This is a genomic window from Paenibacillus sp. MCAF9, from assembly GCF_052114265.1.
Lineage (GTDB): Bacteria > Bacillota > Bacilli > Paenibacillales > Paenibacillaceae > Pristimantibacillus.
The window spans coordinates 29104-41606 of record NZ_JBFREL010000044.1 but is presented as its reverse complement, the minus strand read 5'-3'; the positions used below and the strand labels follow the sequence as shown (position 1 = coordinate 41606).

The 12503-nt window shown below is 40.8% G+C and carries 8 protein-coding genes and 1 pseudogene; 8 read left to right on the top strand and 1 reads right to left on the bottom strand.

The annotated features are described in order from the left end of the window. The first annotated feature begins 553 nt into the window (after window positions 1-553). The 8 genes from AB4Z45_RS31125 (at window position 554) to AB4Z45_RS31090 (ending at window position 11510) form a co-directional block, all read left to right on the top strand. Window positions 554-1750 carry an enolase C-terminal domain-like protein gene (locus AB4Z45_RS31125; RefSeq protein ID WP_441913359.1) on the top strand — a complete coding sequence of 399 codons (1197 nt, stop codon included), beginning with the start codon at window positions 554-556 and terminating at the stop codon, window positions 1748-1750. Window positions 1751-1970: 220 nt separating this feature from the next. Further along, a complete protein-coding gene (locus AB4Z45_RS31120) occupies window positions 1971-3731 on the top strand; it encodes a sensor histidine kinase (protein WP_441913357.1) in 1761 nt (586 codons plus the stop codon). Next, window positions 3724-5148 carry a response regulator transcription factor gene (locus AB4Z45_RS31115; RefSeq protein WP_441913355.1) on the top strand — a complete coding sequence of 475 codons (1425 nt, stop codon included), beginning with the start codon at window positions 3724-3726 and terminating at the stop codon, window positions 5146-5148. The genes AB4Z45_RS31120 and AB4Z45_RS31115 overlap by 8 nt, the downstream gene beginning before the upstream one ends. A 159-nt stretch (window positions 5149-5307) precedes the next feature. Continuing rightward, entirely contained in the window at window positions 5308-7017 is a 1710-nt protein-coding gene (locus tag AB4Z45_RS31110) for an extracellular solute-binding protein (protein ID WP_441913353.1), read from the top strand. 180 nt (window positions 7018-7197) lie between these two features. Further along, window positions 7198-8088: an ABC transporter permease gene (locus AB4Z45_RS31105; protein WP_441913351.1), complete on the top strand. Its 891-nt coding sequence runs from the start codon at window positions 7198-7200 to the stop codon at window positions 8086-8088. Between the two features lie 51 nt (window positions 8089-8139). Next, entirely contained in the window at window positions 8140-9024 is an 885-nt protein-coding gene (locus AB4Z45_RS31100; protein ID WP_339204210.1) for a carbohydrate ABC transporter permease, read from the top strand. 113 nt (window positions 9025-9137) lie between these two features. Further along, window positions 9138-10541: an ADP-ribosylglycohydrolase family protein gene (locus tag AB4Z45_RS31095; protein WP_441913349.1), complete on the top strand. Its 1404-nt coding sequence runs from the start codon at window positions 9138-9140 to the stop codon at window positions 10539-10541. 39 nt (window positions 10542-10580) lie between these two features. Continuing rightward, window positions 10581-11510 (top strand): ribokinase, encoded by a 930-nt coding sequence (locus AB4Z45_RS31090; protein ID WP_441913347.1) that lies wholly within the window; start codon window positions 10581-10583, stop codon window positions 11508-11510. A gap of 315 nt (window positions 11511-11825) precedes the next feature. On the opposite strand, the pseudogene AB4Z45_RS31085 reads toward AB4Z45_RS31090, so the two are convergent. Then, window positions 11826-12289, bottom strand: a pseudogene (locus AB4Z45_RS31085) (SpoVR family protein); the annotation flags it as partial. Window positions 12290-12503: the final 214 nt, after the last annotated feature.

Below are 12503 nucleotides of genomic sequence, written 5' to 3'. Positions count from 1 at the left end.
TCCGGGTCCAGATTCCACAAGTCATCATAAGAGGARGAAGGGATGTTCCACTCCGAGCGCTCGCTGTCCTTTTGCACCATTTCGATATAACGTTTCTTATCTAATTGATAAGGCTTAATGAGCGTCGGATCGACATGCTCTTGAATGGCAAGGATCACATCGATAAACTGTTCGACCGCCTCTATTGGAATGGCAATAAATATCTTAATGATCTTGTGCTAACCCATGTGATTTTGACTTTGCTAAGTATAAATAATAATGCTTAGTAAGGAATTAAAGGAAAACCATTAAGCGATCATGCACATCTGAGCATGGTCGCTTTTGTTTGGATATAGGTAGAGATATGTCCGATAAATAGGGGGAGAAATGCTGGAAAGCTGAGAAAAGAATAGCGAAGTCTTGTTAACCTTTGATCATTTACCGCTCTAAACGTGCTACCTATGTCTATCCCAGCGGTGGGCTTTTTTGTGTTACCTTTTTGATGTAGCAAATTCTAAAGTGAAATTAAGATGTATTTAGACATTTTTTATGGTGATGGATAAGGAGAAAATAGATGATAACAATTCGTGATGTCAAAGCAATACTGACTGCACCAGAGGGAATTAATCTGGTTGTTGTTAAAATTGAAACTTCAGAGCCTGGCTTGTACGGCTTGGGCTGTGCTACATTTACACAGCGTTATTTGACCGTAGCTTCGGCAATCGAAGACCACTTAAAGCCATTCTTAATCGGTAAGGATGTGCACCGTATTGAAGATATTTGGCAGACAGCAATGGTCAGCGGGTATTGGAGAAATGGACCGGAATTTAATAATGCTTTGTCCGGGGTCGATATGGCCTTGTGGGATATTAAAGGGAAAATAGCTGGACTGCCAGTATATCAACTGCTAGGCGGAAAGTGTCGTGAAGGTGCAGCAATTTATAAGCATGCCGATGGCAGCAGTAAAGAAGAAGTAGAAAAAAATGTGCGCGCCTGCCTAGAGGAAGGCTACCGTTATGTGCGATGTCAAATGGGATTGTACGGTGGACGTGATCACAAGATCGTGAAGCCTGATCATGCGTTGGATGGTGCTTACTATGATCCTAAGGTATATAGGAGAGGTATTATTGAAATGTTCGAGCATTTACGAAGCACAATAGGTTGGGATGTGGAGCTAATCCATGATATCCATGAACGATTGACCCCAATCGATGCGGTAGGCTTTGCTAAGCAGCTAGAGAAATTCCAGTTGTTCTATTTGGAGGATGCACTGCCTCCGGAGCAAATCGAATGGTTTAAACTGATCCGACAGCACACAACGACACCTATCGCGATGGGCGAGCTGTTTAACAATCCGAACGAATGGATGCCTTTGATCTCAGGACGTTTGATTGACTATATTCGTATCCACGTAAGCCAAATCGGCGGGATCACACCAGCCCAAAAGATGATCTCGCTTTGTGAGGCTTATGGCATTCGCACGGCGTGGCATGGTCCTGGCGATGTTTCCCCGGTTGGACATGCGGCAAACGTACATTTGGATGTCAGCAGCATCAATTTCGGTATACAGGAATGGAATGGTTTTAAAGACGAGATTCACGAAGTATTCTCAGGAATACCTGAATCTAGAGATGGATATGTGTACCCGAACGAGAAACCAGGCCTAGGTATTGATATAGATGAGAAAATGGCTGCTAAATTCCAATGTGAGAACGTGGTTCCCGCATGGACGCTGGCTCGTCTGCCAGACGGAACCTCCGCCCGACCTTAATAGCTAGTATTAGCCAAATGGCTTTCGAAGAGCAAAACACCTAGTTTAAATAAAGATGGCAAAGCTGTAGAAATAAGGCTTTGCCTATTTCAATTTAGCCTTGCTGGAGTTTCTATTTCAGATAACAAGAAATCAGTCATGGTATCATTGAGTATAGTAAAGAGGAACTTTAAACTTGATTGATTAAGCATTTATTATTTTCTTGGGAGTGTGCAGTTCGATGTTTTTCAGCATGAGGAGAAAGTTCAAAGCATTTCTTTATGATTACCTGACCTTGAAGAAGAGGATTATTATTATCTTCTTGCTTAGCTCATTGATTCCGTTTATTAGTATAGGCCTGATTTCTTACTATACCATCTACTCCATTCTTACCAATAAAATTCAAAGTGGCATTCAAAGCAACTTAAATCAAGTAGAGCTTTCGTTAGAGAATACGATCAGTAATTTAAATCATGTATCCCAACAGCTTGCTTTTGAAGGCAGTGTAGGCAAGAAATTAGATGAATTTTTAGCAAGTGCGGATCGCAAACCATTCGAGCGCTACAAAATGATAAGCAATTTGAAGGAAGAATTAAGCCTCATTACTTTTACGAATCCGAGTATCGGATTAACCTTGTATTATTTCCAAAACGATCATTCCTATGATCTTGAAAATTTGGGAGTCAAGGATAACTTTTTCCCAGAAAAATCGCCATTACTTGCCAAGTATTCTGGAATTTCCTATTATGGACCGCATATGAGCAATAACCGATTCGAAAATCAATATGTGCTGTCTGCTTTAAGAAAAGTCGATCTGCCTAATCGAAATGATGTTTATGTTTACATAGAAACAGGATTACATTTGACGCAAAGCATCCTTAGCAATGATCAAACAGGTGGGAATAACTCCCATATATTTCTTGATAATGATGGTAGAATTGCCTATAGCGAATTACCGGATGCCTTTGTAATAGATACAACGTTCCCTGGCATTGAAGAGGGAAAGCCTTTCGGAACACATAATGGATATAAATGGTTTAGGAAAGTAAGCAGTCAAGGATGGAGCATTGTTTCCGTGATCCCTAAAGCCGATTATAACAAGGAGATGAATCGATGGTTCGTTCAAATCCTGCTATTTTCGATTGTTTTTTTGGTGATGAGTCTATTCATGGCATGGCTATTGTGGAAAATGGTGTATCGACCATTGAGCGGTTTCAATAAAGAAATTAAGCTGATGGCTCAAAATGGAATTCAGACAGGTATAGCAAGAACTAGAATACCAGAGTTTGACTTCCTCCTGGATCAATTTCGGCAAATGAAAGTTCAAATTTGGGATTTGTTTGCGGAGGTTGAACAGAAGGAGAGGCGCAGAGCGGATCTTGAGGTCGAGAAGCTGCTATATCAAATCAATCCTCATTTTTTGATGAATACGTTGGATACGGTGCACTGGCTGGCTGTCATGAACGGGCAGAACGAGATTGATCGTCTTGTATCGTCATTAAATAAACTGCTGCATTATAATTTGGGGAAGCTTGGACAATCATCAACGATTCAAGAGGAGCTAGAGGCGTTGAAGCAATACCTTATTTTGCAGCAAATTCGTTATGATTTTCAATTTGATGTGCAGATTCATATGGATGAAGAGGTATTGAAAATGCCGATTCCTCGGTTCATCCTGCAACCACTCGTAGAAAACTCCCTTTATCATGGCTTAAGTGATGAGGGCTTCATTCGAGTTGATGTGAAATTAACACAAATGATCAATATTTCCATTCATGACAACGGGTCAGGGATGTCAGAAGAAACCATTGAAAAGTTGTTAAACAGCTCAGAAGTTGAAAACAATAAGGTTGGCATGGGCATAGGGATGAACTATGTGAAGCGCATGATTGAATCTCAATATGGCGAGCGGGCAGAGTTGAAAATTAATAGTGTGCTAGGGAAAGGGACAAGCATTTTCTTAAGCTTGCCCCTCTTGGAGGTTGAACCAATTCATGATTAAAGTGATGATTGTTGATGATGATAAATTAGTTCGAAAGGGACTTATTTCGGCAATGCCTTGGGAGAATTTCGATATGGAGGTTGTAGGTGAAGCAAGTAACGGCAAAAAAGCATTGGAATTTTTGGAATCCAATCGTGTTGATTTACTGCTTACTGATTTAGCTATGCCTGTGATGTCGGGGATTGAATTAATAAAAAGGGTCCGTAAAGAGTTCTCTCATATCTATACTGTAGTCTTGACGCTTCATCAGGATTTTGAGTACATCCAAGAGGCGCTTAGATTAGGCGCGATTGATTACATTGCTAAAGTTCAGCTTGAAAAAGAGCGCTTTGAGGAAGTACTTGAAAGAATCTACAACCGAATTATGCAGGAACAAAAAAGAGATCCAAATGCAAATGAGCTTTTTTCAATGGATCGAGGCTACGCATTGCTTTCTAATAACAAGGCTGTTGGAGAGTATTGGGTAAAAGAATGGAGCAATAAGACAGACCAATCCATAGTTGAGGTGGATATTAATCTTTGGTTCTGGATGCAACCGCTAGAGCAATCCAACGAATTATGGCTGGAACGGCTTTCACAGGTCATCTGTACTAAACCGGGTTGGAATCTAATCAAGCTTAATGGTCTTTATGGTAAATGTCATAAAGATGTACATCGTCGGCTAAGAGAATATAGAGAGAAGGATTTCTTTTACGACTATGATCCGCATTCTAGCGTTCAGTCTATTTTGCTGCAAGAGGGGGACAATCACAAGCAAGCAAGGTCTGAAGAAAGCATGAATCATGCGAAGGAGCAATGGTCGTCTTATAAATGGATTTATCAAGACAGTCTATTTAATCATCAACTCTATACTTTGAAGATGATGCGGCTGCCTCAGGCGATGCTGCTTGGGCTGCTGTATTCGTTAATCGATAAATGGAATCTTATATTTTCTCCTGTGGGCATATTAAAAATTCAGCTGCCAGTTTCTTTTGATTCCTGGGATCAAGTGGATACATGGTTTATAACCATACGTAATATGATCCGCAGCGCCATTGTTAAACCCACATTTTCCCAAGAGGTTGTGGAATGCATCATTAAAGCTGTTCATATCGCTCATGAAGAGATGAATCAGCAGATTACTGCGGCTAACATTGCTAAAAGAGTCAACATGAGTCGAAGCTATTTTAGCCAATGCTTTAAAGAAATTGTTGGTATGAATTTTAGCGACTATTTACGACAGGTTCGCATCGAGAAAGCAAAGGAGCTTCTGCTCTATACCAACAAGACCATTCTTTGGATTGCAGAAAACGTTGGTTATATGGATGAAAAATATTTTAGCCGCACCTTTCGAGAGCAAACGGATATGCTTCCGAGTAAATACCGACAAGCGTATGATAAAACGCATGATATAGGTAGAGATATGACCGGGAAATAGGAGGAGAAATGATAAATAGCTAAGAAAAGAACCACAAAACCTTGCTAATCTTCGGTCATTTACCTCTCTAAACGTGGTACTTATGTCTATCTAAACGAGAAGCTTTTGTGTGTTACCTTTTAGGTGTGGACAAATTCAAAAGTGAAAGAAGGAACACGCATGAGCAAGTCTAAAAAATGCATTCAAATGTTACTTGCAGCTATGTTAGTTGTATTACCGGCATGCAGTAATTCAGGCACTTCCAAAGAACCATCAAAGCCTTCAACGGAAGGAGCACAAACTGAAGAGATACAAGAAGAAGCAGATCCTTTTGGAAAATCCGAGGAACCTATCACAATTAGAATTGGAAAAGAAATTGATGCGTCGGATAAAAGCTTGCCAGACGGGGAATCTCCTGAGAACAACCAGTATACCCGTTATATTAAAGAACAATTGAACATAGATACGAAAATTGTTTGGCAGGCTGCTGGAGGCAAAGATTACGAACAGAAGATCAATTTATCCATTGCCAGTAACGACTTGCCTGATGCGATGGTTGTGAAAGAGACGCAGTTTAGGCAAATGGTAAAGAGCGGCCAGCTTGAGGATTTAACTGATGTTTATAATAAATATGCTTCGCCCACCATTAAAGGCATCGTTGAAACAACGAATGGGCTCGCACTCAAATCAGTTACAGTAGATGGGAAAATGTATGCCTTGCCAAATGTAACACCGGAATCAGATATGGTCCATTACATGTGGATCCGCAAGGATTGGTTAGATAAGCTAGGTCTAGAGCCGCCAAAAACGATAGATGATCTGGAAAAGGTGGCTAAGGCTTTTGTGGAACAGGATCCCGACGGTAATGGAAAGGCAGATACGGTCGCTATCTCGGGCCCGCAATTGGGAGGAACTATCAATGCGGATTTTATGAATCCGAATAATAACAATTATGGGTTTGATCCCGTGTTCGCTTCTTTTCATTCCTATCCTGGATTTTGGGTGAAGGATTCTGAGGGGAAAACAACGTATGGTTCTATTCAGCCAGAAACGAAGCAGGCGCTTTCTAAACTGCGTGATTTTTATGCAAAGGGTTTAATTGACAAGGAAATGAGTATTCGTAAGAATGCTCAGGAATTGATCAAGAATGGAACCGCGGGCATTTATTTTGGTGTATGGTGGTCAGGCGGGTACGGCCCGTTAGCGGATGCGATCAAGAACAACCCAGAAGCTAACTGGCAGGCTTATGCTGTACCTCTTGATAGTAAGGGTGAATTCACTCCACATATGGGTAACCCGTCGAATCAATATCTTGTTGTCCGCAAGGGCTACGAGCATCCTGAAGCAGCAATTAAAATGCAAAATCTTTTGTATCGCGACGAATCAAAATTCGATGTGAATGTTGCGATTAGCAATTATCCATTGCGTTTGGTTTATGCTTCGATGGATGTAATGGATGTTACCTATAATATGTTAAAAGAGGTTTTAGCAGGTACGAAACAACCGGAAGAGCTAGATCTTCCCGGATATAATTTATTAAAGGCTGATGCTGAAAATATCAAAAAAGTTAAATTAGAACCTTACGACAATTATGATATTCAATATTGGAATCCGAATGCGGATATAGGCGTATGGAAACGAATGTATTCTACATTTGTAGGTATATCGCCATTGCAGCAGCCGTATAAGAAAACTTATAGCGTTACCTATTCACAGACAAAAACGATGGAAAGAAAATGGGCTGCATTAGATAAATTGGAAAAAGAAACATTCCTCAAAATTATTATGGGTGCTGCGCCATTAGATTCATTTGATCAGTTTGTACTCGATTGGAAGAAGCAAGGCGGAGATCAGATTCTAGCAGAAGTAGACGAAATTGCAAAACAGTAAAATCCCTAGAGGCGTCAGTGAAATCTGTCGCCTTTCTTTAAAAATATAAGAATTTATAAATTTGTTAGCTTATAAATGATTAAGAAGTCTTATATTTCTCGGAATGAAACGCACTGCGCCGCCAACTGACGGCAACAGCCGTTTCACCTTGATCAAGTGAGAATGGAAGTGATTCACAATATGAAAACCAAGGGTTATGCCAAGCATTACTATCTCATGCTCCTACCCGGATTTATTTGGTTGGCTCTTTTCAGTATCGTTCCTATGTTTGGGATTGTTATCGCTTTTCAGGATTTTAATCCTGGCTTAGGTATTTTTCATTCTGAGTGGATTGGTTTGGAAAATTTCAAGTATATGTTTACGCTTAATGATAGTAAAACGATATTTTTTAATACCATTTTCATTGCTGTGATGAAAATTGTAGCGAATTTGATCGTACCGCTGACTTTTGCCTTGTTGTTGAATGAATTGCGCGTAACCATCTTGAAAAGATGGATTCAGACGATTGTTTATTTGCCCCATTTTTTATCTTGGGTTATTCTTTCTGGTATTCTTCTGGATATTTTTTCTTTTAATGGACCGATTAACGCTATTATGTCTGTATTCGGCATAAGTCCTACTTTATTTTTTGCCAGAGCGGATTTGTTCCCCTTTATCATTGTTGGAAGCGATGTCTGGAAAGAGTTTGGCTTTAATACGATTATTTTTTTGGCGGCATTGACGGGAATCAATCCCTCTTTATATGAAGCAGCTGCGATCGATGGTGCCTCGCGCTTGCAGCGTTTGAGAAATATCACACTGCCTGGCATGATTACAACGGTTATTTTGCTCACTGTGCTAAGTCTTGGAAATGTCTTAAATGCGGGATTCGACCAAATCTTTAACCTTTATAATCCTCTTGTTTATTCTAGCGGGGATATCATTGACACCTGGGTATATCGAACGGGGTTGTTGAATTTGCAGTATGGATTAGCAACGGCAATGGGGCTGTTAAAATCTGTTATCAGCTTTACTTTAATTGCGACTTCCTATTTCTTGGCTGCTAAGTTTGCAAATTATCGTATTTTTTAAACGTACGAACCGAATTTCACGACGACATGTTTAATATAAAGGAGCATTACTATGGTTATAGAAAAAACATTTGGCTCCAAGGCATTTGATGTTTTGCTTGTCGTGCTTCTGGGTGGTATTGCACTGTTGTGTGTACTTCCCTTATGGTACACGCTTGTAATCTCGTTAAGTGAGAATGCAGCGGCTTCCGCAGGTCAGGTTGGATTATGGCCGGTGGGGTTTAATTTCGGTGCCTATCAAGAAATTATGGGGGACAGCAAGTTTTTTAATTCGTTTTGGATTTCAATTCAGCGTGTTGCATTAGGAGCAAGTCTTAATTTTGTCATTATCCTTCTATTAGGTTATCCCTTATCCAAAAATGCCAAAGATTTGCCTCTTCGTAATGTATTCATGTGGATTTTGGTTTTCACTATGCTGTTTAACGGCGGCCTGATTCCTTGGTATCAAACGATTAAATCACTCGGCTTGATCAATAATATTTGGGCGCTTGTGCTAGGGCAAAGCGTACCGGTATTTAATGTTATTCTCGTCATAAACTATTTTCGCAATCTGCCTAAGGAGATAGAAGAGGCGGCGTTAGTGGATGGAGCAGGGCCGTGGCAAATGCTTATTAAAATTTTCACTCCTCTGGCTGTTCCGGTGCTTGCGACAGTTACTTTATTCAGTATTGTCTATCATTGGAACGAATTTTTTAACGGTCTTGTTCTCATGTCCAATGCCGATCATTATCCGCTGCAAACCTACATCCAACAATTGGTCGTCATCATTGATGCGCAAACGATGACTGCAGAACAAATTCAAAAGATGAGTGAACTTTCTAATCAGACCTTAAACGCAGCCAAAATCTTTATTGCGATGATACCTGTTTTAATTATTTATCCGTTTTTGCAAAGATTTTTTATTAGTGGGATTACGTTAGGATCTGTAAAGGAATAACCAATAGTCTTGTAAGCTGATTTTTCATCTGCTATCGTTTTCATACTAATGGCACTTCACATTTGAGTATATATGTCATGCAGATCAATAATTGGACAAAGGAGATAAAAATTATGTTGCCATCACTCACATTTCTTAAACGTCAATTGGAAGGAATTCTACGCAATAAATTCGAGCAGGGTCATCAAACATCGGGTTATTTAGCCAAGCTGGAACAGCTTCCCGAAAGTTATGACGCCTATTTGGACTTCGCCCATAGTTTGGCTGCCATTCCAATGAGGGATAATTGGACTTACTATGAGCCAAACGATTTAGAGGAGATATGGCAGGAGTGTGATCCGACAAGGCCTCTCGGTCAGGTCGGAATCCTGAATTTAAAGGACAGTTCTAAGCGGGTAGAGGCGGCTTTTCTAGCTTCCGTATGCGGCTCAATGCTGGGCAAGCCTATTGAGGTAAACCCCAGCCTTTCGGAATTGCATCAAGCGCTTGCATCGGTAGGGGAATGGCCGCTGAACGATTATATTTCTGATGAAATGCTAGATGCGTTGGGCCGTCGTCATTGGTCTTGGTATGAGACGGCTCGTGGGGAAATTCGTTACGTGGCACCTGATGACGATATCAATTACACAATAATGGGAATGATGGTGCTAGAGCAATTCGGCGAAGGCTTTACAAAAAGAAATATAAGAGATTTATGGATAAATCATCTTCCGATAAGTACAACTTGGGGTCCGGAGAGAGCCATCCTACTACGATCTGGGTTTAGCTATTTGGAGCATGATAGGGAAATATTCAATCAGGCTGAAATAGAAGCTTGGCCTGACTTCTTGGTACAGGACACGGAACTATGCGGAGCAGCGATTCGCGCAGATGCTTACGGCTATGCCTGCCCCGGTCAACCAGCTCTTGCTGCCGAGCTGGCATGGCGGGATGCAAGCTTTACACACCGTCGTACCGGTATCTACGCTACCATGTTCATTGCTGCTGCGATTGCTGTCGCACATGTGCTTCGCGATCCGATTGAAATTATAAGTACTGCACTGCAATTCGTACCTAGAAGGAGCCGATTCTATGAGGCTGCTCAGGATTGCCTACAGATGGTTGCAAATGCAGATAACTGGCTGGAAGCCTATGAGCGTATTAACCATAAGTATGCGAATTATTCCCACTGTCAGGTTTATCAGGAAATAGGGACCTTAATTAATACGTTTCGATTCGCAGAAAATGTCGGCGATGGGATATGCAAGCAGGTGATGCAAGGCAACGATACGGACAGCTTTGGGGCAACAGCTGGGTCTTTGCTAGGTGTTTATTTTGGTTCTAATAGCTTAGAAACAAGATGGCTTGAGCCTTTTGAGGATCGGATTCATACGGGGTTATCTTATTTTCATGAGCAAAAGCTTTCCCGTTTGACTGAACGGATGGGGCGTTTGCCAGAGCTGCTGCATACCGGCCAACATCGGATTCAACCAAGTGAGCTTTATGTGTACGAAAACACGGATATGAATAGGTTGTAGCTGCTGAAAGAATCCTAAAATGATTTGAGGTGTGTCCTTGTGGCAAACATACTTGTAATAGGCAGTATTAATATGGATGTAGTAAATCATGTGTTGAAACATCCTCTTCCTGGTGAAACGATTAAGAGCTTGAAAACGGATTATAATCCTGGAGGAAAGGGAGCAAATCAGGCAGCAGCAGCAGCACTAGCTGGCGCTCAGGTTATATTCATTGGAGCTGTTGGAAATGACCCATTCGCTTCGCAGTTATTGTCTGCAATCCGTGGAATTGGAGTCCAGTCTGATTTTGTGTTTAATAAAGATGGGAACTCGGGGCTAGCTTCAATTACAGTAGATGCATCAGGAGAAAATCATATTATTCTTACTGAGGGAGCTAACGGGTTGTTAACGGTAAATGATATAAAAGATTCTCTAGAGTTGTTTGATTCTGCCGATATTGTGATGCTTCAAAACGAAATAAATTGGGAAACTACGAGATATGTGATGGAAGAGTCACATAGACGGGGAGTCAGTGTTTATTTTAATCCCGCCCCGGCAGTACAAATACCGATGGATATATTTCATTTCATTGATGTGTTAATTCTGAATGAATCTGAAGCCGAAACCTTAACTGGAATTGCCGTATCTAATAATATTCAAGCCATTCAAGCATCTGCAAAATTAAGAGATGAAGGAGTTGGTAAAGTCGTACTGACATTAGGAAATAAAGGCTCATTGTTTACGGATAGTAACGATACGGTTACGCATGTCCCAGCCTTCGACGTACGAGCCGCTGATACGACAGCAGCTGGGGATACCTTCATAGGAGTATTGGCTGCAACGACTGGTTCGAAGGATATTTCGGAAGAGACTCTGCGATTTGCTTCTGCTGCTGCGGCAATTAAGGTTACAAGAAAGGGTGCTCTAGCTAGTATTCCGAATAAATTGGAAATCGAGGAATTCTTAAGAGCAGCAAGTTCTCATAAGTAATTATTTTATATTTTATAAAATCATCGCTGCGTTCATTGTCTAAACAATTGCACAAAACGATGATATAGATGAATTTTTATTTGCTTGGAGTGATTACCGACAGAGTCATAAAAATCATTCGATCCATTCAATCTTTTGGCGCAATTACCGTACCTCGTTATTGTATTTTTCAATAAGGCAGTGAATATTCTGTATTAAAGGGAGCTCCCTCTGTCCGGAAAATAGAAAACCCGATCGAGTAAGATCGGGTTGTTTGTCTCTGTATTATGCATGATAGCTCTTCAAATCAGGGTTAAGAAGCACTATCCTCTTAACTCATACAAACTTCCGACTCGTCTTCTTCCCATCACAGCTGAACACTACACTATCTTCTTTTCCTCAACAAAAGTCTCCAGGTGAACGTTTTCCCCCAAAACTGAACGACATGTGGCAGCGTACGCTCCACATACTTCAGATGGAGCTCCATACCCTCATATTCATGAATAAGATAAAGCTCACCGACACGATTAAAATCGCCATCCTTAACCATCAAGCAAGGAAACCCGCCGTTTACTTTTGAATAAACAAGCTGATCGCGAATTTTCTTCCACGACTTATCGGTAATTTTCCACTCAGGGCCTTTTTCTCGAAAATGTACAGATCAAGATCATTAACTAGATCCTTTGTCAGGTAGTTGCGGATGAACGAAATATCGATGGCTTCACGACAGAGGAGTTTACCTTAGCGAATTCAATCGTTTCATCGTTAGTCAGATTAAGTTCGCGTATGATCCGCTGATGCGGCGGCAACTGTTCGATCCGGATCTAGATTCCACAAGTCATCACAAGAGGAGGAAGGGATATTCTATTCCGAGCGCTTGCTGTCCTTTTGCACCAGTTAATGATTCGAACTGCATAGGTCATGTTTTAACTTTACAAATGTTTATAGTTGCATGCGATTAGATATAACAAATCTCAGTTAAAGTAAACATACTTTGTCGAAAGGGGATTTGTT

Bases quoted from the DNA above. Each gene is read 5' to 3' on its own strand.
- AB4Z45_RS31100 (WP_339204210.1), top strand. From the start codon at position 8,140: ATGGTTATAGAAAAAACATTTGGCTCCAAGGCATTTGATGTTTTGCTT.
- AB4Z45_RS31120 (WP_441913357.1), top strand. From the start codon at position 1,971: ATGTTTTTCAGCATGAGGAGAAAGTTCAAAGCATTTCTTTATGATTAC.
- AB4Z45_RS31105 (WP_441913351.1), top strand. From the start codon at position 7,198: ATGAAAACCAAGGGTTATGCCAAGCATTACTATCTCATGCTCCTACCC.
- AB4Z45_RS31115 (WP_441913355.1), top strand. From the start codon at position 3,724: ATGATTAAAGTGATGATTGTTGATGATGATAAATTAGTTCGAAAGGGA.
- AB4Z45_RS31095 (WP_441913349.1), top strand. From the start codon at position 9,138: ATGTTGCCATCACTCACATTTCTTAAACGTCAATTGGAAGGAATTCTA.
- AB4Z45_RS31110 (WP_441913353.1), top strand. From the start codon at position 5,308: ATGAGCAAGTCTAAAAAATGCATTCAAATGTTACTTGCAGCTATGTTA.
- AB4Z45_RS31125 (WP_441913359.1), top strand. From the start codon at position 554: ATGATAACAATTCGTGATGTCAAAGCAATACTGACTGCACCAGAGGGA.